Below are 25151 nucleotides of genomic sequence, written 5' to 3'. Positions count from 1 at the left end.
CATGTTAAAGAACAAAATCAAACTATTAATGCTGTGTCTCTTTTTTGCTGCGTGCACGGAGGAAGATATAGATGATGGGTCAGACGGAAGCGGAAATTGGGTAAAACAATCCGACTTTGAAGGAGTAGTAAGGTCAAGCGCTGTTTCATTTACCATTGGAGAGTACGCATATGTTGGGCTTGGCTCAGATGGAGATGATTACAATACAGATTTTTGGAGGTATGATCCATCGAGAAATTTTTGGCAGGAGATGGCCGAATTTCCAGGGGTTGGAAGAATTTCTGCAGTGGCTTTTTCTGCAAATGGAAAGGGCTATGTTGGAACCGGATATAATGCTGATTTGGAAGTTGAGGAATTGGATGATTTTTGGGAATATGATCCGGAAGCTAACACCTGGACACAAAAAGTATCTTTTGGAGGGGGTGTCAGGTATTCGGCTATAGCTTTTGCAATAGATGATAAAGGATACGTAGGTACTGGTTTTGATGGCAATTATCTTAAAGATTTGTGGATGTACGATCCCGCTACTGATACCTGGGAACAGAAGATCAGTTTATTTGGATCCAAACGAGAGAGCGCTCATGTTTTTGTAATAGGCGGAACCGCCTATATAAGTGGTGGTAGAAACAACGGGCAATACTTAAATGATTTCTGGGCCTATTCTGCAGCATCTGATACCTGGACTGACCTTTCATTAAACTCAGATCACGATGATTATGATATCTATTTAGCTGCCATTAACCGATACAGTGCGGCCACATTTGTTATTGACAACAAAGGATACATCTCTACGGGTACCGCTGACTCCTATTTAGGAAGTACATATTCATACGATCCAGAGACTGATACATGGGATGATGATAATCAATCATTTGAAGGAATCTATAGAGGTGATGCGGTGAGTTTTAGTCTAAATGGCTTAGGCTATGTTGCCACAGGTAGAAGTACTTCACTAAGGCATGATGATATCTGGAGCTATAACCCATATGAAGACTATGATGAATACGATTAAGGCTCTTTTTAGTGCCTTTTTCTTGATTTTAGCTTTCGTTGTTCAGGGACAATCTATCTCCGGATCGGCATATAATGTCTTCGGGATAGGTTCCCTTGAGCATACTGGATTGGTCTCATTTGAGGGGATGGGCAATATAGGAATTGCAAGCCGTTCAGCAGAAAATGTAAACCTTAAAAACCCAGCAGCACTCAATTCAATTCAGGGGTATAATCAAATATTTGATGTAGGATTTACATACTCATTTCTCAATCAATCATCAGAGGGACAATCACTTAATACATCAAGTGGAGGAATAAATGGATTAAACTACTGGTTCAGAAATTCCTCGAGGATGGCCATGACATTTGGTTTTTCTAAAATCAGTGATGCTTCTTACGACGTAACGGATCAAAATGCCGAGAACAATGTTCTTGGGAATTATGATGCCCGACATCTTGGAGAAGGTGGCACAACTTCGTTTTACTTTGGAGCAGGATATGAGCTGACAGAAAGGCTTAATGTAGGAGCACGGTTTAATTTCTTGTTTGGTAGTATGAATCATACAGAATCATTCTATTCGCCTGAATTGTCAACCTACCTGGAGGTAGAGGAAGATAAGTGGTTTACTTCCGCTCTATTTGACTTTGGTGCGCAGTATATAATTCCATTTGGAAAGAATACAATCATTCTTGGGGCAACCTTAAGCAATGGAACATCAGCTGGAGTTGCATATGAAACAATTATTGAAAGCAGTACAGATACCCTTAATTATACTGGAGCCAGTAGTGCTATCAAAATACCACCTAAGTATGGTTTGGGAGTAGGTGTAAATAATGGTTCATTGAGTATTAATTTAGATTATGAATATCAACCATGGGGAATGAATACAAACGGGAATGATTATAGCTATAGAGATCGAACTATATTATCAGCTGGGATAGAGTTTCAGAAAGATCGTACATCACAAGAGTACCTTGATCGAATGAGTTATCGGATCGGGACAAGTACATTTAATAATTATATCTCTATTGAAGGCATCAACTACTGGAACAGTAGCTTCTCCGCAGGACTGGGTTTACCCATTGGAGTAAGGGGACTAATAAATCTTTCGTATCAATATGTAAATAACGGGACTTTGTCGAACGGTCTGATATACGAGCAACAACATTCATTTTCAATTGGATTGTCTTTTAAGGATATATGGTTTCGGAAATCGGTATATGATTGATTATAAAAGACAATAAAAGATCAATTGAAGGACTAGACTCCACTCAAATGAGTGGAGTTTTTTTGTTGTTGATAATAGTATTGGAGGATTTAGCGTCTATATCAGCTATTTGTAAAATCAGCAAAAGAATCTAACTAGAACCTGTTTTATTAAAAATCTAATAATAAATCCCTTATATATTTTGGAATTTTAATTGGTACACCATAAATTGGTCGACCAATTAGATAGTTTCAAATGGAAATACTCAATAATTTCTCCCAAATAGAAGTTGAATCTCCGGTTGATAAGATTATCAGACAAATCAGGGATTTGATAACATCCGGCCAACTAAAAGCTGGTGATCGTTTGCCATCAGAGCGGAAGTTGAGTGAGAAATTAGGAGTTGGCCGCACACATCTTAGAGAAGCACTTCAAAAGCTTGAATTCTACGGTATCCTTAAAACGCGACCACAAAGCGGAACAGTAGTGGCAGGAATGGGAATACCGGCACTCGAGGGTCTTATTACTGACATGCTTGGGCTTCAGGGAAGAGATTTCAAGTCGTTGGTAGAAACAAGGGTAATCCTAGAGACTAACATCGCGCAACTAGCTGCGCAAAACAGATCAGACGAAGATATTATCGAAATAAAAAATGCATTGAATGCTCACCGAGTGAAGATTGAGCACAATCAAGATGCAGTAGAGGAAGATTTGCTCTTTCACCTCAAAATTGCTGAGGCAGGCAAGAATTCGGTCCTCAATTCCCTCATGTTAATTATTACTCCTGATATAATGCAATATTTCAAAAAGCATAATGTCTGTGGGGAGGGTAGAGCTGAATTGGCCGTAGAGCAACACGAGCAACTTTTACAACACATTGTAGATAGAAACCCTGATAAGGCTGGGGAAGCGATAAAGGAGCATTTAAGGGAAATAAGTGAATACGTCAAAACATTAAAAGATGGTATTCAACTTAATGGAAACGGATCATTAACAACCTAATTCAAAATACTTATGCGCGTATTTAATTCAAGATAAAAAAAGGACCAGCCCAGGGCTGATCCTTACAATTTGAGTGGAGCGAAAAATAAAATATCAATTTGGACGATCGGTATTTATCTCAGGCTCCCTTGTTTGTTGCAAAAATACGAAAAGCACCCGCTTTTAGCAAGATTGCTGCGACTCTCATAAGGCCCACGCTTCGCTCATCATCAATTAATAACTATCAAATAATTAATTAAAAACCTTAATAATGAAACGTATTTTACAACCTGTTGAACTTCAATCAAGGGTGAGAGTTGCTCTCATTTTGGTTTTAGTTCTATGCACTTCGGCGCTATCCGTGGCACAAAATACCGTGTCTGGAACAGTTGTCGATGAAAGAGGAGAAGGAATACCGGGTGTGACGGTTCTTGAAAAAGGAACTGCTAATGGTACCATTACAAATGTAGACGGATCCTATACAGTATCGGTAGGAGAGAACGCTGTTTTAGTTTTCACATTTGTTGGGTTTGTACCTCAGGAAATTACAGTGGGTGATCGAAGCACAGTTGATATTACTCTTTCAGAAGATCTAGAAGAACTCGAGGAAGTAGTTGTGATTGGATATGGTACTCAAAAGAAGTCACATTTAACCGGAGCTATTTCAAAAGTAGAGAATAAGAAGCTTGACCAGTTGCCTTTATCCAGGGTGGATGATGCGCTTATTGGACAGGTATCTGGTGTGAATATCCAGGCAACTAATGCAGAAGCTGGTGGCGCACCTACTATCACAATTAGAGGTGTGGGATCTGTAACTGCCGACTCGGGACCAGCTGTAGTTGTTGATGGTATCGTGGTAAATGCCGATTTTCTCTCGAATCTGGATATGAATGACATAGCATCTTTTGAAGTGTTAAAAGATGCTGCCTCAGCAGCAATTTATGGTAGTGAAGGCTCAAATGGTGTCATTTTGATTACAACAAAGAGTGGTAGCGCTGGAAGAACAAAGTTTAGCTATCAAACTTATATTGGAAGAAAAGAGGCACATGGAAGTGATGATTACCGGAAGAGCGTATCAGATTGGCTTGCATTTGAACAGGCACAAACAGGAGAGCTTAGTGAAGAATCTCTATACATGCAACAAATCGTAGCACTGACTGGTGTCGATAGAGACTGGCAAGATGTTTTTTTTAATGGTGGTTATATTCAAAGTCACTCACTTTCTGCAAGAGGTGGCAATGAAAGGACAACATTTAGTGGCTCATTAAGATACCTTCATGACGAGGGAGTGGTCATCACGGATGATTATAAGTTTTACAGCGGTAGGATTAAGGTAGATTCAAAGGTAAATGACAGAGTAAAGTTTGGTATCAATATTAATCCTTCTTACTCAGCTCAAAGACGGCTACCAACTTCAATACACAACCCATTACGTCTGTCGCCTTGGCTCCCAATCTATCACACAGAAGAAACACTTCAACTAATCGATAGAGGATCTTATCCGGATGTTGGTGTTGGGGATTACTTCTGGGAAAACCATTTGATAGAATTAGATTTTGATGGTGATGGTAGTGATACTCGCCCTCGAACTTCTGGTGACTCAAACCCTTACCAGCAATATGTTGAAAGAGAGCATTGGGAGTATGAAACTAATCTTTATGGCTCTACTTACCTCAGTGTAAATATAATAGAAGGACTTGAAGCAAAGACTTCACTGGCAACAACAATAGAACATAGAAAACGAGAGAGATGGGATGGTACCAACTACCATGCGGCTGGTGCAAGCAGGTCTCAGTATTATTTACAAAACCGGTTCCGAACACGTGTGATATCGGATAATACGTTGAATTACAGCAAAGATATTGGAGATCATAAATTCAACGTCCTGGGAGGTATTACGATTCAACGAAGAACAAATAATATTAGTGAGGTTACTGGGGTTGGGTACACAAACGATTTACTTAAAAATCTGGAAGGTGCAACCCTGATTACTGAACCAGGAGAAATCAATTCTGAGTATAACAAGATTGGTTATTTCGCAAGAATAAACTATGTGTATAACGAAAAGTATCTATTTAATGCCTCATTCAGAAGAGATGGTAGCTCCGTTTTTGGTCCGAATTCTAAATATGGGAATTTCCCTGCAGTATCAGTAGGGTGGAATATATCAGATGAGCCGTTTCTGGCTGGAAATGCTCTTGTTAGCAATCTAAAGCTAAGAATAAGCTACGGAGAAACAGGATCAGAACGGTTTAGTGTAGGTAATGATGTGGTGAATAGATGGCCATACCTGGCATTATTGGATAATACCAACGCTGTTATTGAAGGCCAGGTCGTAAACGGAGTTTCACCTCTGAACATTGCAAATTCAGTTTTGCAATGGGAAGCATCAAGAGAGTTCAATCCGGGAATAGATTTTGGATTGATGGATAATCGAATCACAGGGTCTCTGGACTTCTATTCAAGAACCAGTGAAAGCTTGCTTTTGGAAAATCCGGTTTCTTATGTCTCAGGCTTTACCTCAGGGATTGTTAACCTCGGCGAGGTTAGAAACCAAGGTTGGGAACTAGAGGTGAGAACCATTAATATGAATAAAAATGGCTTCAAGTGGAGCACCACATTGATCAGTTCGACTAACCAAAACGAGCTATTAGCTTTTGGTGATTCAGATGGAGCACTGATACAAGATACATACGGTAGAAATTCACAATGGATTAATAAAATTGGGAATCCTATTTCGTCATTTTATGGCTATGTAGTGGATACTGACAAGTACAACGATGCTGAATTTAGAGTAGCTTATGTAGATAAGCCTTGGAATCGGATCAATGGTCAGGCCGAGGATGTTATTGTTCGAGATTTGAATGGTGATGGTAGAATAACTGAAGATGATAAGACCATTCTTGGCGATCCATATCCGGATTTATTGGCCAGCATTACCAATGAATTTTCGTATAAGAATTTTGATTTATCCTTCATGGTCCAGGGAAGTTTTGGAGCCCAGGTAAATAACATAGGTGATCAATATTTCTACAATTGGTTTGGAAACAGTACCAGATCAGGAGGTGCTGAACAAGCAGTAGCGGATGGACTAGTTCCTCATGAATCTTTCATTCAAGAAAAAGTACTTACCAGCGAGGTAATAGCTAGTGCAGATTATGTGTCCTTAAGAAATGTAATCATTGGATACAATATGCCTGCTACTCTAACTACAAAAATAGGAGTGCAGGGACTTAGGGTTTATGCTTCTGGACAGAATCTAATCTACAAAACAGCATCAGATTATCACGGTTTCAATCCGGAACATGTTGACGGCAACAATCCAAGAGCATACGGCTCACAAAGAGCTGGTACGCCGCTGTTTAGGACATTCACATTAGGTCTAAACGTTGACTTTTAATCAAAAAAGAATTTAATCATGAAAAAGTTAAAATATTTAGTATTTGCTATTGCAGTGGCGACTGTCACCTCATGTGGAGATGATTTCTTAAACCCACTGCCAGATACGGCAGTATCGGTAGAAGCCTTTTTTGAATCAGATGATGACATTTTGGCTGGTATTTATGGTATCTATGATGCTCTTCAGGGAACGAATGAGAGTACAGAAACCAACATTGGTAATGCCAATAGAGGCGTTCAGTTTGAGCACCTTTTAACCGAGCATCGCACAGATAATACGAGAAATGCTACGTTGGAGGGCTCCAAGTCTGATTTTCACAGATACGTAGTGGAGGCAGTCAACGTGGAATCCGAAGATTACTATCAATCGATGTACCAGGTTATTTTCAGAGCCAACAATATCCTTACTTATGTTGATGTTGCGGATGAAAGCAATCAGGCTAGTTATACAGCTGAAGCGAAATTCTTACGAGCCTATGCATATTTTAAACTGGTTCGCTTATATGGTGATGTTCCTTTAGTACTTGAGCCAATCGATCCTACGAATGAAGAGGCTCTATTTACAAGGATCCCTGCAGATGATGTGTACGCACAAATCATTGAAGATTTACAGGAGGCCGTAGATGTTCTGGATAATTCATTTAAATCCAGAGCTTCTAAGGCAGCCGCTCAGGGCATTTTAGCTAAAGTGTACTTATCGCAAGCATCTCCAAACTATTCAGCAGCTGAGACGCTATGTGAAGATATTATCAATGGAGGTGATTACTCTTTAGTGAGTAATTATAACGATGTGTTTTACAGTGAATTGAATAATGAAATCATTTTTGCAATCCAATATCAGGCAAGCAATGCTGACGAGAGTCAAGGGTTTTCTGCTGAGTTTACCTCTTTTGTGAGAGCCGGGAGAGATGATGGACAAAACATCGTGAATGAAAATTTATACAATGATTTTGTTGCTATAGGGGGCAATAGAACAGCTATATCTATCACAGATCTCAATGGCGAACTTGATAATACTGAAAATGAAGTTGCAAAGTTTTTGCCTGAAGGAACAGTCATAGAGCCCGGCAACATCGATTATGGTGTCGGGAGAAATGCGGGTAATGATTATATCGCACTACGCTATGCAGACGTTTTGCTTTTGCATGTTGAAGCAACGATGGCCGGAGCACCGGCAACTGTTGATCCTGCTGCTTTGGCATCTTTTCAGGCAGTTAGAGACAGAGCAGGTTTGACTGCTACTGTCACCTCGGTTACCAAAGAGGATTTGATGACTGAAAGAAGGGTGGAGCTTGCTTTTGAAAATCAACGCTACTTTGATCTTAAGAGATTTGGTGAATTTGAAAATGTACTCTCTGCACACGCGGATGAGATGGGGTATGTATGGGATGTAAATAATGCCAGATTCTTACCAATTCCTCAGAGAGAGATTAACCTAAGCGGAGGTCGCCTTACTCAGAATCTTGGCTATTAATACTTAAATAAGTTTATTATGAAAGAAAATATTATAAATACATTTCGGCTAACCTTAGTGGTATTTGCAGTGGCGTTTGCAAGCTGTGAGTTTAGACCTGAGTTACCCGAAGCAGGCTCTATCCCTGACGCTACTCCTCCTTCTGCAAGCTTTGAATTTATTCCAACTGCAGAGGACTTTAGGATAGTCAGCTTTACGAATACTTCCTCTGAGGCAACCAATTATATATGGAACGTTGGTCCAGATGGAGTGATATGCGTGGAAGATGAGGATGGAACAATTGTTTGTGGTGTAGAAACCACTTCTACAGCTGAAAATCCATATGCAAAATTTGAGGCTGGTGAAGGTACCTATTCTGTAAGCTTGATTGCACTTGATGCGAATGAAGCAACCGATACCGCAACAGTTGAAATTGAAATTGTTGATGAATTTGTGCCGCTCCCGGTTACCGTTCTTAATGGAGATTTTGAAGATGGAAGTGATAATTGGAAAATTTCATTTTCAAATGGATGGGATAATAACGGATTTGAATCAAGCTCAGATGGTTCTAATACTCTCTATGATGGAACAGACAATGGGTCTAAAACGAGAGGAGCGAAATGGAACGCATCGAGATCAATCGGAAGTTTGGCATCTTCAAATAGCAGGGTGGCATATCAACCAGTAGTTGTATCTCCTTCTTCAGAGGAACGCTCTGTCGAATACATCCTTGAATTTGAGTATGCAATTAAAGATGACATTGCAACTGATCCGCCGGAGGGAAGAATAGTTATAGCAGATATAGTCAGTGGTCATTATACAGACGGCTGGGAAGCATATCAGCAAACCGATCGAGGAGGAGGAACAAGCCTCCTGCACATAGAAGTCTCTGAGCAAAAGGGTAAAGGAAACTTTACAGTTGTCACTGGGGAATTTACAGCTCCAGAAAGTGGCCTGGTTTCTATTATGCTTTCTGCTATTACACCAGTAGATGTCTATGTGGATAATGTGAAAATTTATCCAGCTAATTAATTGGCAGCTCAATAAAATTACGAACAATTAAGATTTGAATATTATGAATTATATAAAAAAAGGAATTAGCGTTTTGCTGATGATGGCCCTTGTGCTGTCATGCGGTGATGATGATAGCTCTAATCCTACAGGTCTTTCGGAAATTGTGCTGTCAAGCTTTGAAGCGACAGCAAGCGGGGACGGTACACTTATCACAGTAACTCCATTATCCATTGGAGCAACGTCCTATGAAGTAGATTTTGGAGATCCAACCAGTGACTCAGACGTCATAGCCATCGAGGAGCAAGGAGGTTCGGCGACCTATGACTACCCGAATGACGAGGAGGAGGTTACATATACTATTTCCGTTACTGCAAAATCTGAAGGGTTGTCTGATGTAACTCTTATTGAGGATGTAACGGTAGTTCATGTACCAGAGGAATCAATTACGACTGTGCCTGATTCACCCACAGGGAGTGTATCTAATACCTTTGCAATTTTTAGTGATGGTTTAGAATTAGATGGAGGTTTTCTGGAGTATAGGTGGGGAGAAGCAGCTTCAGGAGGAACAATAGTGACAGTAGATGACAATAACCTCATCAGATTGTCTCGTCTGGGAAGTATCCCTGGGACACTTTCTGTCGAAACAATTACTCCTTCAGCAGCATTTGGAGAGGGTATTGCCGCCACAGATATTCACTTTGATGTCTATTCTGATTTTGCTGAAGGTGTTGATTTATTAAAAGTGACTTTAGTAAATGAGGGCGGATCAGCAACCTACGAAGTTGATGGTTTAGCCTTGACTGATGGAGAATGGGTCAGCTTTGATTTAGATTTAGCAACTGGTTTTTCAGGTGCAGTTGAAGCGATAGATGAAATCATTTTTGAATTGGGAACAGGTGGTGCAGCAAATGATCATGCTTCAATCTACGTTGATAACATTTTCTTACATAAGGAAACAGGTTCTTCTATTTTGAATGGTGATTTTGAGATTGAAGGAACTTATGCCACCAGTCAATGGAGGTTTACTACCTTCACAGATGGTGATACAAATCCATTTGGCTCAAGTGGTGATGGTTCTGATTTTGATTTAGATGGGAATGATACAGGCGACAAGACCAGGGGTGCCAAATGGACCTCCAGTCAGTCAGCCGGACAACTGGCCAGTGCCGATTCCAGGTATGCTTATCAAGCACTTACATTAACTCCAAGCACTGATTACGTTCTCGAATATCAGTACGCTATTGATGATGATAATGATGAAATTATTGGAGGTAGACACTTGGTTGGGCTAATACTGGATGGTCACTACATTGATGGAGCTGATGCGGTGAATGAAGCTACCAGCAATTTAGGAAGTCATCTTGGATATTATGCTGAAGGGAAATTTTCAGATACTCCTAATGATTACGGTACATTTGTTCAGATACCATTTACTTCTAATGAGAGCGGTGAAGTAGCAGTGATGTTTTATTCCGTAAGTCCTGATGATGCATGGATTGATAATGTGAAGGTTGTTGAAGCAGCGAGCGCAACAGCTGCTACCGCAGGGTTTACTGCTGAGCCGGAGGGAGGTTATCAAAACTTTGTTTTTACGAATACTTCATTTAATGGAGCTTCGTTTGAATGGGATTTCGGCGATGGAAACACATCTACGGAAAAATCTCCGACTCATACATTTACAAGTGACGGATCATATACCGTACAGCTCACAGCCTTCAATGCTGGAGGAAATAGTGTAACAACTGAGAATATTGTCGTTGCAGATGGTGGGGCAACTTTCGCAGCGGTAATCCAAAATGCTGATTTTGAGACCTACCCTACAGCTGAGAATAACAACAATGATTTGGTTGATGCCTGGACGATTGATCCTGATAACACGTTCAATGATGCCACTACCACTCCGTTTGATTGGTGGAGAAATGATGCATTGGAAGATTGGGTTTCAGACGATGCAAATATTACAGGTTCATTAACGGATAAAGGGAGTTCATCAAGCACCAATGCACAGTCAGCAGGTGGTACATCAGGAAGGTCGCTTAAGTTTGACAGTCCAGGTGAAAGAGCTTATCAGCCATTTGAAGTTGAGTTTGGGGTTGAGTATTCCATTTCTGCATACATAAAATCAGAAGCTACTCCGGTATCTGATGTAGAGGGAACATTCTATATTCTACACAGTGAACCTGCTGATGAAACCGATTTGGCATCATTTGCTCTTGCCAGTGTTCCTGTCACAGCCACTTCAGTTGATACATGGCAACAGGTTTCTTTTGACTTCATTGCAAGCTCTAGTTTTAGTTTTCCTCAAAGTAGGGTAGACGAATCTGTAGCGGATGGAGGTATCTTGACATCAACAAATCAAAAATTCGTCATTTTCTACTTCGTTCCTACTAATACAGTATCAGGTAGTAATCAGGTATGGATTACTGATGTGGTTATTCAAACACCAGGATTTTAGAAAGAAGTAAAACACGAATAGTTAAGAATATTAAAGTGATTAAAATATTCTCTTCATTACAAAAGTTGCCTGAGATATTTCTCAGGTAACTTTTTTCTAACACTTATTTTTTAACCAGTGAGTGTGAAAGTGACGGAACATCATTGAACGGACGAATTTATGAATTTATAAAACTGAAATAATATATACGAAATGGAAAGAAATAGCGAAAAGTACATACTTACGGACAATATGGAATGGGAAGAACTTGGAGGGGGCGTTTCCAGAAAGATGCTTGGCTATGACAATCAAATTATGATGGTTTTGGTAAAGTTTGAACAAGGTGCGTTGGGATCCCCACATAGTCATTTTCATACCCAGGCCACCTATTGTGTTTCAGGAAAATTTGAGTTTGAAATAGATGGTGTAAAGCAAATTGTAAAAGGGGGAGACGGTGTATACATCGAGCCAAATCTCCTGCATAGTGCAGTATGCATAGAAGAGGGTATGTTGATTGACACATTCAGTCCAGTTAGAGAGGACTTTTTGAGCGGCACGGGACCTTCTTATTTCGGAGATAAAGACTAAAAAAAACCTAACCTTATGAAAATTAAAGGACTTAGATGGTGGATAATCGGACTGGTTTGTCTGGCTACAATCATCAATTATATCGATCGTTCCGCACTCGCGATTATGTGGCCGGACATATCGAAGGATTTGGACATGACTAAAAATGATTATGCACTCATCCTGAATGTGTTTCTGGTTGCTTATGCTGTTGGTCAGTCAGTCTCAGGTAAAATGTTCGATAAGATCGGGACAAAGGCTGGTTTTGTAGTATCAATTACAGTATGGGGACTGGCAACAGCACTTCACGCGCTTGCACGAGGTGTACTTTCCTTTAGTTTTTTCAGAGTTCTTCTTGGATTGGGTGAAGCTGGTAACTGGCCGGGTGCTGTTAAAAGTAACGCAGAATGGTTTCCGGTAAATGAACGAGCGTTTGCGCAGGGAATCTTCAATTCCGGAGCAGCTATGGGATCTATAGTAGCACCTCCGCTTATTGCTATTGTATGGGTAGCTATTGGTTGGAAGATGACGTTTCTACTGCTAGGAATTTTAGGCTTATTGTGGGTAATACCCTGGTTGATTTTTAACAAAAAGCTACCGGCAAAACACAACTGGATTACTGAAGAGGAAAGAGCCTACATCCTATCCGGTATGGAGCAAAAGGAAGAAGATGAGAAGAAGCCGGGTTTGAGTATGGTACAGATATTATCTCATCGTGAATCATGGGCAGTATTAGCCTCCAGGTTTTTCGTTGAGCCTATTTGGTGGTTGTTTGTTGGCTGGATGCCAATTTATCTCGCCGATGTATACGGCTTTAATGTAAAAGAAATAGGATTTTTTGCCTGGGTTCCGTACGTAGGAGCAGCATTGGGGAGCTTATCGGGTGGATACTTTTCCGGGCGCCTCATGACTAAAGGTGCTTCTGTAGATAATGCAAGAAAGAAGACCATATTGGTGGGTTGTGTAATCATGTTTGTTGGCATGGCAGCTACAATCCTATATGGGAATACACCGGAAAAATTTGTGGCAATCGTAGCAGTAGTGCTTTACGGATTTCAGTTTGTGATTTCCAATATTCAAACCATTCCAAGTGACTTGTTTAGTGGGAAATCTGTGGGCTCGCTGGCGGGGCTCGGTGGTACAGTAGGTATTTTCTCTGTGATCATTATGAACTTCCTCGTTCCTGTGATTACCGACAACTATTCCTACACACCGATTTTCATCATGATCGCGGTGTTTGTGCCTTTGGGATACTTGTCCATCAACTTTTTTGCAAAAGAGATTAAGCCAATTGATTAGATATAAATATTAAAACCAAACAGAAAATGGAGAAAAAATCAGAAAATAAAGTAGCAATAGTAACAGGAGCAACAGGAGGCATTGGGTTCGAAGTAGCCAAAAGACTGGGGCAGGATGGGTACACGGTTATTCTAAATGGCATTGAGGATGAAGTGGGCGCTCAAAGAGTTGAGGAGCTTGTCAATGAAGGAATATCTGCTGAGTATTATGGCTTTGACGTAACGAACGAAGACGAAGTAAATTCAAACATTAAGGCAATTGGCGACAAGTATGGAAGAATTGATGTGCTTGTAAATAATGCCGGTGGTTTGGGAGGAAGATCACGATTTGAGGAGATGACCACTGAGTTTTACAGAAATGTGATGGCGCTCAACCTTGATTCGGTATTCTTTACTTCACGAGCAGCCATACCATACCTGAAAAATGGAGAAGATGCAACAATCATCAATTACACCTCAAATGCAGGATGGAATGCAGGAGGTCCAGGGGCCGGAATTTACGGCACATCCAAGGCTGGCGTTCATGCAATCACAAGAGCCTTAGCTAAAGACTTAGCGGAATATGGAATCAGAGTGAATGCTGTATCTCCCGGTACCATAGATACACCATTCCATGCTCAGATCAAGCAGACAAAACCGGAAGTATTTGCATCCTGGAAGAACAATATCCTGCTTGGAAGACTAGGTCAGCCGGAAGAAGTAGCCAGTGTCGTATCTTTCTTAGCTGGTAAAGATGCTTCATTTATCACCGCTGAAACCGTACAGATCGGAGGGGGTCAAGCATTGGGAATTTAATTGTTAAGTATCAAACCCTAACCAAATGAAATTAAAAGGAAAAGTAGCGGTAGTTACGGGAGGCGCACGTGACATAGGGCAGGCCATCTGCATAAAGCTGGCCAAAGAAGGAGCGAAAGTGGTAGTCAACTACCACGGCAGCAAGAAGGATAGTGAAGACACACTCGCTGCTATTAAAGCTGCAGGTGGAGAAGCCATCGCAGTGCAAGCCGATGTGACGAAGCAGGCGGACATAGACAACATGGTTGCTCAAACCGAAGAAGCATTTGGTGATCAGGTGGATATCCTGGTTAATAATGCAGGAGGCCTTTTTGCCAGAAAAACCGTCGAAGAAATCGATGAGGAATTCTATAACCTCGTGATGGATGTAAACATGAAAGGAACAGTATTCGTGACTAAGGCATTCAAGGCCCTCATGGGTGAGGGGGGATCCATCGTCAATATAGCATCTCAGGCCGGACGGGATGGAGGTGGACCCGGTTCTGCGATGTATGCTTCGTCAAAAGGAGCGGTCATGACTTTGACTCGCAACTGGGCCAAAGAATTTGGTCCACAGGGGATCAGAATAAATGCCGTTTGTCCGGGTATGATCGCAACAAAATTTCATGATGATTTCACCAAAGATGAAGTGAGAAAAAAAGTTGCTGATAGTACACCATTGAGACGTGAAGGAAAGGCAGAGGAAGTAGCAGATTTGGTAGCCTACCTGGCAAGTGATGAGTCCAGCTTCATGACTGGAAATAATGTGGATGTAAATGGAGGCCTGGCCTTTTCTTAAATGGATCAATACTCCCTGGATATTTTTTCAGGGATCATTTTGGTCGCGGTAGGAATATTGGCTGGTTTTCTGAATGTAGCGGCAGGAGGTGGTTCCTTGTTGACTTTACCGATGATGATATTCATGGGATTACCTCCGAATGTTGCCAATGCTACGAACCGAGTGGCTATTCTATGGCAAAATGTTTTTGCTATTCGGAAATTCAGAAAATCAGGTCTGGTAAACGGGAAGTATAGCTTTTACCTAGGCCTGGCAGCAGTGCCAGGAGCAGTTTTGGGAGCACTTTTGGCGGTAGATATTAAGGGCGAATTATTTGCTAAACTGCTATCGATAGTCATGATTATGGTGGGAATTACAATCCTGAGAGGTAAATCAGGACTTGCAATTAAAACGGTACAATCAGGTTCAGGAAGTACCAATTGGTTGGCATTGCTGAGTTTTTTCCTGATTGGCATTTATGGAGGTTTCATTCATGCGGGTGTTGGATTCATAATCATTCTGGTTCTGGAATTATTGGGACATCAATCCATGGCCAGTATCAACAGTATTAAAGTCATGGTGGCATTTATTTATACCCTGTCTGTAGTATTGGTTTTTGCCATCGGTGATGTGATTCACTGGGGGTATGGATTGACGCTCGCCATTGGGACTTCTGTTGGGGGATATCTGGGAAGCTATTTCTCCATAAAAAAGGAAGATAAATGGATCAAGCGATTGCTTTTTGTGACAATCGTTGGACTTTCAATAAAACTCTGGTTTTATCACTAAATGAATTGGAAGATTAAGAAAATTGAAAAGAAAATAAAAATGTATAGAATCAACCTATCCTTGATGATACTAATGCTTGCAGCAATCTCTCTATTGAATAGCTGTTCAAGTTCATCAAAAAATAACGGTAATGCGGAAATAGCAAAAACGGAATATCCGAGTGGGGTAATTTCATTTTTCGACCATTGGAACCTGATTTTAGGAGACGGCTCGAATGCTGGCCTAGCCATCGACTATGAGCATAAGGATTTCTTTTTTACTGCAAGTGATGAAGCTGGTGATTGGGTGGTTTTTAAAGCACCGAACGCCGGAGATACACATGGAACTTCTAACAACACCAGAACAGAATTGGCCCAATTGAAGAAATGGTATCCAATGTCCAACGCGAAATTGACAGCAACACTCAAAGTCATGAACGTTTCTGCAACAGGAGATGCACGAGTTGCAGCTACTCATGCAGTAGTAGTGGGACAGATTCATAGCGCCGATGGGCATGAGAATGAACCGCTTAAAATCTTCTACAAGAAATTCCCCGGTCATACCAAGGGCTCTGTTTTCTGGCATTATGAAATCAATACCGACGGTGATGACAATTCTGGAAGATGGGATTACTCACAAGCAGTTTGGGGTCATGACTTTTCTGTAGTAGGAGATGGAGAAAACGCTTATCCGAAGGAACCAGAAGATGGGATAGAGTTAGAAGAAGTGTTTAGCTATGAAATAGAAGTGAAGGAAGGAGTTATGTATCTAAAATTTGAGAGCGAGGGACATGAAACCAAAACCTTCACTAAAAATTTGATCCAATCGGAATACACAACACCGGATGATATTCCACTACAAACTCAAAATCTGTTTGTCCCGGCTGGTCAGGGTGGACTGGAGCGGGCAAATGCCTATGCCGAGGAAGGTCTATTCTTTAAGCTCGGATCATATAACCAGACCAACGGAAAATCACCGGAAGTCAACCCAATCTGGTGTTCCGGGGCGGAAACGTATGATGGAGACATTCAAAGACAGTATGAGACTGGAAACTACGCCGAGGTTTGGTTCAAAGAAGCCACCATTCAGGTTGGAGAAGATGCGGTATCGAATGAAGGATATTTCATAAAAAATGATTGAGATGAAGATGATGGATAAACTACTAAGACTACCTTTTTTAATGCTGCTTGCTTTCTGTGTAAGCTGCAATTCAAACAAACAAACCGGGGAATCTGAGAATACAAATCAGAAATTTCCAAGTGATGTAATATCCAACCTGGATAACTGGAAGATTCTCTTGGGAAATGGAGAATCTGTTGATAGTCTGCAAAACTTTGAGCATGAAGACTACTTCTATGATGTGAATGATGGCCAGGATTGGATTGTATATAAAGCACCGAATGGTGGGATTACCTCTCCGAATTCTCACAATACCAGGTCGGAACTAGGGCAAAAGTATAGATGGACACCAAAAGAGGGTGGAAAGCTTACTGGAACACTAAAAGTTATGCATGTTTCAACCTCTGGCGATGCAAGAGTAGCTGCATCTTATTCAGTAGTAGTAGGACAGATCCACAGTGCTGATGGGCATGAAAACGAGCCATTGAAAATCTTTTTTAAGAAGTTTCCGGGTCATACCAAAGGTTCTGTTTTCTGGAATTATGAAATCAATACCGAGGGCGATGATAATTCCGGAAGATGGGATTTTTCAACAGCCATATGGGGATATGATATGTCAGTGGTTGGTTCAGATTCAGTTTCTTATCCAACTGAGCCGGAAGACGGGATCGAACTGGGAGAGGAGTTTAGCTATGAGATAAATGTCTATGATGGGATGATGTATCTAACTTTCATAAGCGAAGGGCATGAAACAAAAACATTTATCAAAAACCTATTAGTATCAGATTTTCAAAGCAAAGAGGATATACCTGAGCAAACAATGAATCTATTTGTTCCTATTGGGCAAGATGGCGTAGAAAGAGCAAATGCATATGAAGGTGAAACACAGTTTTTCAAACAAGGTGCATACAATCAAACAAATGGGAGAGATCCTGAAACAAACCTGGTTTGGAGTACCGGATCAAACACCTACAGTGGAGATGTAGAGGCTCAATATGCCAATGGAAGCTTTACCGAAGTTTGGTTCCGTGAATCATCCGTTGGACCAGGAACATCACCTAATCAGTAGAAACAAACATCATGAAAAAGCTAACCTTATCAATCCTTATCCTGATATTTTTTATTAGCTGTGAAACGAAAAAAAGCGTTTTGGTTTCAAATGCGACTGAGTTAGAGGAGTCTCTTTCCAATGCTCAACCCGGAACTGAAATTGTTATGGCGAATGGAGAGTGGAATGATGTCAGGATCAAGTTTTTCGGAAAAGGAACAGAATCCCAACCAATAGCTCTTCGAGCTGAAACACCTGGAGAAGTTATCATTCAAGGGGAATCTGATCTAAGACTAGGAGGAAAGTATCTGGTGGTTGATGGGCTGTATTTTACAAATGGAGCTTCACCGTCTCAGGCTGTTATCCAATTTTCAATAAATGATGACACGCTAGCTTTTAATGCGCGTGTAACCAACTGCGTGATTGAAGATTTCAATAAATCTCAGCGAAACAAGCAGGATTTATGGGTGCGATTTAAAGGCCGAAACAATCAATTGGATCATTGTTATCTCGCAGGAAAATCTAACAGAGGACCGACTATACGTGTGGATTTAGAAGGGAACGAGAGCATTAAAAACTATCATAAAATCAACAACAATCACTTTGGTCCAAGGCCTCCGAAGGGAGGCCCAAGTGCAGAAACCATCCAGATCGGGAATAGTAGCACATCCATGGCGCCAAGTTACACGCAGGTGTATGACAATCTGTTTGACAGATGTGATGGTGAAGTTGAAGTGATTTCAAGTAAATCCAACTTCAATGAGTTCAGAAATAATGTCTTTTACAAAAGCGAAGGGTCTTTGGTTACACGTCATGGCAACTATTGCACGGTAGATGGTAACTATTTCATCGGAGATGAAAACTCACCACATGTGGGTGGAATCCGATTGATAGGAACGGGACATTGGGTAACCAACAATTATTTCTACAACCTGAGAGGGGAGATTTTCAGAGCTCCTCTGGCCGTGATGAATGGTATTCCTAAATCGCCACTTAACCGATACATTCAAGTGACTGATGTTGTGGTGGCCTACAATACCTGGGTGAATTGCAAATCACCATGGCAGTTTGGTGTCGGTTCCAATGTAGATCAGAAAGATGTGTTGCCACCCTCCGAAATAAGATCTGAAACTCCGGAACGTACATTGGTAGCAAACAATGTGATTTATAACGATAAAGGAGATCAGCAGCCTATCGTTCAACATGATAGGATCAATGGGATTGAATTTAAAAGCAATGTCATCAACAATCAAAGTGTCGATTTCGAGGGAGTGGAGGGACTTATTGAGAAGGATTTTTCTGTGACTGAGGTGGAAGATAATGTTTGGGTACCATTAACTGTTCTGAATGAGATTGAAACACACTATGGATTTGAATTTGATCAAATCGAAAAAGACCTATTTGGAAACGTCAGGGATGACAATGACATGGTGGGTGCCACAACAAGTGATGCTTCACCGGGCATTATGGATTTATCAAAATATGGTCCAGATTGGTTTGAAGCAAAACAGGAACCTAAAGAGCCACAAATACTTTCGGTGCGCACTTCAGATGAGTTGATTCAGGCTGTTGCCAACGCTTCCAATGGAGATATTATTGAGCTTGTTGCTGATAATTATGATATTGGCTCATCATTGATAATTGACAAGAAACTCACCATTCGTTCTGCTGATTCAGTTGCCAGGTCAACGATTACATATTTGGGTACGGCTGAGACCCCTGCTTTCGAGATGAATCCAGGAGCAGAGCTTGTTTTGCAAGCAGTCTTCCTAACTGGAAGCGGAAAAAATTATGCTTTTGCAAGCCTAAAGGAAAACATGTCCAGTCTGTATAACCTTAAGGTGGTTGATTCCGAAATATCAAATTTTGATTACGTCCTCAAAGCTTACAAATACTCCTTTTCAGAATTTATCAAAATCAAGAACTCAGTAATTAAAAACTGTAATAGCGGACTGGAGCTTTCTGCAGAGGATGATGATCGGGGGGATTACAATGCTGAGAACGTTTATATTCTGGATAGCCAATTCGATGACGTAAAGAGGAATGTGGTAGACTATTACCGCGGAGGATATGATGAATCTACGGTAGGAGGAAATCTGGTTGTTCAGGGATGCACGTTTACCAATAGTGGAGCTGATGAAGAAAATGGCATCTTGCTAAACACATATGGTATTATCAATGTGGACATTTCCAATAATACATTCAGAAATAATGATGTGAAACTGGTAGCTCGACTTTGGGGAGCTAAGAATAATTCCCATGCTGACAATGTCATTGAAAACTCCGGTGAATTGATTGTTGAGCAAAACCTTCCACTGAAATTGATGTATTGATGCAAGTATAAAGTCTAAATGAAATTCTATTATTTCATAGTTTTTTTGCTGTTTTTTTTCTCTTCAGAGAGTCAAAATCAATATGATTTTATTCTATATGACTCAGGAAGGCTTTCGGTGGTAAAGAAGGATCTAAATGCAGGATCTATTTCCGAATGTGCTCAAAAGGCATATTACATCCTGCGAGCCAGGGCCAATTATTTGTTGGAAATGGAAAATCCAACAGTTATGGACAAAACAATTGATCCACCATCTGGCAACAAACACGACTACTTAAGTATTAGCAGATATTGGTGGCCAGATCCACAAAAGGACGATGGCATTCCCTGGATCAGAAAGGATGGAGTAACGAATCCGGAAACGCAGACAGATGCAGTGGATCGAAATCGTCTAGGTCTGATGGCTGAAGGCGTGAAATATTTGAGTCTCGCTCATTTTTTCACAGAAGATGAGCGATATGCCAGAAAAGCCATAGATATACTCAAGACGTGGTTTTTAGCAGAGAATACGAAGATGAATCCTCATTTGGAATATGCGCAAAGTGTACCAGGAAACCCCAATGGTCGGCGATCCGGTATATTAGATGGCCGGCTGATAGCTTTGGTCATACCTGATGCTATTATTATTTTGAGAAGTTCAAATTATTGGACCGATTCTCTTGAAAATGGTATGCAGGAGTGGCTTACGGAATATTTGAATTGGCTTGTAGAAAGTGACTTGGGTCGTGAGGGAGCAAAACAGGTTAATAATCATGGTTCTTGGTATCGACTCCATGTAGCAGCTATAGCACGTTTTTTAGGTAAGCGCTCTGTTGCAGAAAATATGATCTATCAGGCAAGGGAAAGTCTGGAAGAACAACTAGATGAAAAAGGGAGGCAAATACATGAAATAGGAAGGACGAGATCATTTTTCTATAGCTGCTTCAATCTGAAGCCACTACTTATGCTTGCAAGAATTGGTGATCAGCTGGGAGTAGATCTATGGCAATACGAATCACCAAATGGAAAAAGCCTGAAGTTGGCATTAGCGTACCTTACTCCAGTTATAGATGGGAAAGAATGGCCACACCCTTCAATTGGCGAAAATAACCTTGTTCACCTGATACCTGTCCTTCATCGTTTTTACATACTTACGGATGAAAGTCACTATGCTGAGATGCTTGATAAATCCTTAAATCAACTTACAGACTTGAATTTTCCAGCATCAGAAATGCATGATTTATATGAGCAGTGCCTTCTTTTAGGTCTTCCAATTAAAGATTAAAATGATTCCAATCTCATGAAAGACTTAAAGATTTGCATTCCTATTATTTTCGTACTGTCAGTTGCAACAGCCTGCAATCATACCAGTTCTCATTGGATCAAAATCGATGATTTTGAGTCGTCTGATCCTTTGAAAAACTGGACACTTGCAGACCCGCAGAATGAAACCAACCCGATAGTAGAAAATCCGCAGGTAACAGAAATTCGACATGAAGATGGGAATAGCTTTCTGTTTAAAAAACCAGCTGCTGACGGAATAGTGGGAAATCGAAAAGCCATTAGTTTTAAAAGACTTCCAACTGATGTCCCTGTGGGAGAAATATATACGTTTTATATCAGGCTTAGGGTTGAATATTTCCCAAATAACCATGTGTTGGGGTGGGGTAGTGCCGAGCCAAAAGTGATACTTGAAAATGTTTACGATGGATTCGAACCTAGTCTTAGAGTGACCGATAGGTACGATAAACAGCTACCCGAGAAAAATGATGGAACATTAATGGTTAATAAAGATCCCTGGTACGATCACATTTTCAATTTTTCTAAAGGTCGAAAGGCTAAACCAATGAAGCTTGACACATGGTATGAGGTTTGGTGTGTAGCAGACAATCGAACCTTATCCAAAGGAGGTCAGAAATATGATGTCTATTTAAAGGGTGGTGATGAATTTCCTCAGCAACAAAAAGTCTACGAAGGCGCTGACTTTCGAATGAAAAGAGAACGCCCTATTATCATCTTCCAGTCTACTTGCAACACGGGTCCAATGGATAATCCATATGGTAATGGAGGGTTAATGTACGATGATCTGTATATGGCTAAGGGAGTACTTTTGACTTCTCCAATTGATTAGCGATCTAGAAGGATTTTCAGAGATTTTGTTTCCTTGCCGATTATCAGCTTAGCGAAATACAGTCCATTTGGCAGATCATTTTTAGGAGTCCAATCAACTGAATAATTCCCCTGACTCTGGAATTGATTGACAAGTTCTTCAACTTTCTTTCCCATCACATCATAAATGCTTAATTCTACCTCTGTGACAGCTGATAATCTATATTCGAAAGTTGCCATCAAATCAAAAGGATTTGGGTAGGCAGAAAGTTTGTAGTTGGATTCTTCTATATTTTCAACCGATAAGGCATCCCCGAATGTAGCAGTGACTGATTTATTCGAATTCATTGTCACGGTAATTTGATCTTCTGTTCCGGAGGCATCCCCACTCCAGCTCTGTAGTTGATTGCCTGAGCCAGGAATTGCAGTTAGTGTTACTTCTGTACCATCTTCATAAGTACCACCAGAGGGATTTAAAGTTATTGATCCATCTCCGATTATTGAAGTAGTAAGAGTATATACGGGAACGAAGCTTGCCTCTACGCTTTTATCTGAATCCATCGTAATGCTCACTGGATTTTGCCTGCCGGTTAAATCACCACTCCAGCCATTGAATTGGTATCCTGTGGATGCTGTAGCAGTCAAGTTTACAATAGTGTTTTCTGCATAAGTTCCACCAGTTGGATTTAGTGATATACTCCCTTCGCCTGTTATTGCCGTGGTAAGACTGTATTGAACTCCAAGCGAAATATCAATACCCAGTGATTTTGAAGTAGCTCCTTCGTTATCAGTTGCCACTGCAGTAAGTGTATAATTGCCTACTGGCACGCTATTCCATGTAATAGCAAATGGTGCTGTTGCATCTTCCCCAATTTTTTCATTCCCCTGAAAAAACTCAATGTTACTAATAGAGCCATCAGTATCAAACGCATCCACCTCAATGGTAATATCGCTTCCCGGAGTGAAACTTTCTTCATTAGTGGGAGAGGTTATACTTACAGAAGGTGAGTGATTTACTTCAGTGCCATCCCCTTCATACAGTTCGTCAAAATATGCTGTAGCTTCTCCTTCATCCTGAAGGTATACACCCGCTTTCCAGTAGCTTGGAAACGTCCAGTATGAAACATCCAGGTTTGCCTTTTCGTCTCCGTCAATGTCAATGATCATATTTCCGCCAACCAAACGAACATCAAAACCGAAGTATTCGGTAGGAGCCTCACCTAAATCTACATGGCTGGTATTGTCACCTGTGTCATCTGTTTTCACAGCCGCCCATAGATGGTTTACCGGTGTTTTGGTCAAGTGCTTGTAAATTCTTAATAGAGGCTTGTTTGGTCCAGACCCCTCATTGGCATCATCGTGAATTTGAACCACAGTCACCTGATCGCAGGTTTGCTCCTCGATTTTTAAACGACCATGTAGTGAGCGGTCCCCATCAGTGATGACCCAGTTGGTTTCATGTCTTAGCTCCGTACGCATACTAGTGCCAGTTTGATTAAAGGCTACTTTATCACCATCTACAACATAAAAATTATCGGATGAATAGCCGTTGATTAAATCGGACTGTGTGGCTATCGTGGAACTGGTAGGAGCCTGCAACTTGCTGCCACCAATAAAAGCCTGAAATCTGGGAATGTCGTATGGAGCATCGTATCCGGTAGGTTGAGAATTAATTGTAATGCCGACCTCAGATGAGGTTGTAGTCGATCCCTTATCGTCTGTTGCGACAGCAGTAAGTGAGTAGTTACCTTCTGCTACATTCTCCCATTCAAATGAATAGGGGGATGAGGTATCTTCACCAAGTTTGTTGCTCCCCTCAAAAAATTCTACTTTCGAAATGGTGCCATCACTATCCGATGCATTGGCAGTAATGGTGATGTCATCACTCTCGATAAAAGTGTCATTATTGGATGGATTGGTAATACTCACCGATGGTGGATTATTAGGAGAAGAGTGCGACACATCCAGAGCAAAAAATGAAACCTGAGCATAATCGCCGGGATCTCCAGAGTTGTTTTGATTGTAGTTGCCGGCCTTGAAATACATCCAGTCATCTTCAAACCCACTATCACTCATGTCAACTACATGCACAACATCATCCTTGCCATCTCGCATGATGGTTACCGTCAGCGTATTACCAACCACATCTATTTCATAGCTGAATTGCTCACCAAGTGCGATACCATCAGCAGGATCAGAAGCACTATTGCTTCTGCTTCCAATCATTTCGTACCATTGTTCAGAAGAGGTGGTTGGTTCATGGGCAAAGTAAATCGATCCCTTGGTGTTTCCAGGTAGTTTGCGATAGTATATCCTGCATGGTTCATCACTTGAGGCATGTATTTGTCCGATGATCACTCGTCCAATCTTATTGGATTCTCCTGTAGTAGAGACATGATCTACAGCAACCGTTGCTGTCATCGTTCCATCCACTCCTCCGGAAGCTTCCTGATTGGCGAGACTTGAAGAAGAGAAAACCCAGTTATTCAATCCAATGCCTTGGGTACTGATGCTGGTATTTCCTGCTCTAAGCATCTCTCGGAGTTCACTTCGAGGGTAGGTGCTTCCACCCGTTTCGCCATCGTTCGGACATCTAAATACCATTGCGCCCGTAGCTGGATCTGTATAAAATTCATTCTCACTTTCAAATCCACTTGTAAGTTCGGCTTCTAAAGCTTCAGTCTGATCAGGAAGTGTCACTTTCCATTTTGATAGATCAAAATTTCCACTTGGTGGCAAATTAGGATCCTGACCAAAACAATTCGCTGTAAGTGTAGAGGCTAGTGTATAAAATAACATAAATCGAATACAGGTCAATTTCCCCACTGATAAAAAATAATGCAAACTACCCATTCGAATGTTCATTAATTCTGTATTTTAGTAAACTGTGTACTTAG

18 protein-coding genes are annotated in these 25151 nt (G+C 40.9%); 17 read left to right on the top strand and 1 reads right to left on the bottom strand.

Annotated elements, in window-relative coordinates; all coding sequences use genetic code 11:
- Position 1 precedes the first annotated feature (1 nt).
- From ACP14Y_RS02020 to ACP14Y_RS01940, 17 genes are all read left to right on the top strand, one after another.
- Positions 2-1012 (top strand): Kelch repeat-containing protein, encoded by a 1011-nt coding sequence (locus ACP14Y_RS02020; RefSeq protein WP_424961304.1) that lies wholly within the window; start codon positions 2-4, stop codon positions 1010-1012.
- Positions 996-2222 carry a hypothetical protein gene (locus ACP14Y_RS02015; protein WP_424961303.1) on the top strand — a complete coding sequence of 409 codons (1227 nt, stop codon included), beginning with the start codon at positions 996-998 and terminating at the stop codon, positions 2220-2222. The genes ACP14Y_RS02020 and ACP14Y_RS02015 overlap by 17 nt, the downstream gene beginning before the upstream one ends.
- A 234-nt stretch (positions 2223-2456) precedes the next feature.
- Positions 2457-3203 (top strand): FadR/GntR family transcriptional regulator, encoded by a 747-nt coding sequence (locus ACP14Y_RS02010; RefSeq protein ID WP_349562788.1) that lies wholly within the window; start codon positions 2457-2459, stop codon positions 3201-3203.
- Positions 3204-3453: 250 nt separating this feature from the next.
- Positions 3454-6582 (top strand): SusC/RagA family TonB-linked outer membrane protein, encoded by a 3129-nt coding sequence (locus ACP14Y_RS02005; RefSeq protein ID WP_424961302.1) that lies wholly within the window; start codon positions 3454-3456, stop codon positions 6580-6582.
- Positions 6583-6600: 18 nt separating this feature from the next.
- Positions 6601-8055, top strand: a complete 1455-nt coding sequence (locus tag ACP14Y_RS02000) for a RagB/SusD family nutrient uptake outer membrane protein (protein ID WP_424961301.1) — start codon at positions 6601-6603, stop codon at positions 8053-8055.
- A gap of 18 nt (positions 8056-8073) precedes the next feature.
- A complete protein-coding gene (locus tag ACP14Y_RS01995) occupies positions 8074-9066 on the top strand; it encodes a hypothetical protein (protein WP_424961300.1) in 993 nt (330 codons plus the stop codon).
- A 43-nt stretch (positions 9067-9109) separates the two neighbouring features.
- On the top strand, positions 9110-11503 hold the full coding sequence (locus tag ACP14Y_RS01990) for a PKD domain-containing protein (RefSeq protein ID WP_424961299.1): 2394 nt from the start codon (positions 9110-9112) through the stop codon (positions 11501-11503).
- A 192-nt stretch (positions 11504-11695) separates the two neighbouring features.
- Positions 11696-12070, top strand: coding sequence for a cupin domain-containing protein (locus ACP14Y_RS01985; RefSeq protein WP_424961298.1), 375 nt, complete (start codon positions 11696-11698; stop codon positions 12068-12070).
- A gap of 15 nt (positions 12071-12085) precedes the next feature.
- A complete protein-coding gene (locus tag ACP14Y_RS01980; RefSeq protein ID WP_424961297.1) occupies positions 12086-13348 on the top strand; it encodes an MFS transporter in 1263 nt (420 codons plus the stop codon).
- 26 nt (positions 13349-13374) lie between these two features.
- A complete protein-coding gene (locus ACP14Y_RS01975; RefSeq protein ID WP_424961296.1) occupies positions 13375-14142 on the top strand; it encodes an SDR family NAD(P)-dependent oxidoreductase in 768 nt (255 codons plus the stop codon).
- A 25-nt stretch (positions 14143-14167) separates the two neighbouring features.
- Entirely contained in the window at positions 14168-14920 is a 753-nt protein-coding gene (locus tag ACP14Y_RS01970; protein ID WP_424961295.1) for an SDR family NAD(P)-dependent oxidoreductase, read from the top strand.
- Entirely contained in the window at positions 14921-15688 is a 768-nt protein-coding gene (locus ACP14Y_RS01965) for a sulfite exporter TauE/SafE family protein (RefSeq protein ID WP_424961294.1), read from the top strand.
- Positions 15689-16807 carry a polysaccharide lyase family 7 protein gene (locus ACP14Y_RS01960; RefSeq protein WP_424961293.1) on the top strand — a complete coding sequence of 373 codons (1119 nt, stop codon included), beginning with the start codon at positions 15689-15691 and terminating at the stop codon, positions 16805-16807.
- Complete coding sequence (locus ACP14Y_RS01955) at positions 16800-17855, top strand: polysaccharide lyase family 7 protein (protein ID WP_424961292.1); 1056 nt, start codon at positions 16800-16802, stop codon at positions 17853-17855. Before ACP14Y_RS01960 ends, ACP14Y_RS01955 begins: the two co-directional genes overlap by 8 nt.
- A gap of 11 nt (positions 17856-17866) precedes the next feature.
- Positions 17867-20167 carry a chondroitinase-B domain-containing protein gene (locus ACP14Y_RS01950; RefSeq protein WP_424961291.1) on the top strand — a complete coding sequence of 767 codons (2301 nt, stop codon included), beginning with the start codon at positions 17867-17869 and terminating at the stop codon, positions 20165-20167.
- An 18-nt stretch (positions 20168-20185) separates the two neighbouring features.
- Positions 20186-21430, top strand: a complete 1245-nt coding sequence (locus ACP14Y_RS01945) for an alginate lyase family protein (protein WP_424961290.1) — start codon at positions 20186-20188, stop codon at positions 21428-21430.
- A 15-nt stretch (positions 21431-21445) separates the two neighbouring features.
- A complete protein-coding gene (locus tag ACP14Y_RS01940; protein ID WP_424961289.1) occupies positions 21446-22276 on the top strand; it encodes a hypothetical protein in 831 nt (276 codons plus the stop codon).
- On the opposite strand, the gene ACP14Y_RS01935 is transcribed toward ACP14Y_RS01940, so the two are convergent.
- A complete protein-coding gene (locus tag ACP14Y_RS01935; RefSeq protein ID WP_424961288.1) occupies positions 22273-25119 on the bottom strand; it encodes a polysaccharide lyase family 7 protein in 2847 nt (948 codons plus the stop codon). The two genes, ACP14Y_RS01940 and ACP14Y_RS01935, sit on opposite strands and share 4 nt — an antisense overlap.
- Between the last annotated feature and the right edge of the window lie 32 nt (positions 25120-25151).

This window comes from Ekhidna sp., assembly GCF_965247405.1.
Classification (GTDB): Bacteria; Bacteroidota; Bacteroidia; order Cytophagales; family Cyclobacteriaceae; genus Ekhidna.
Note: the sequence above shows the minus strand (reverse complement) of the source record. Positions and strands in the feature narration are given on the sequence as shown.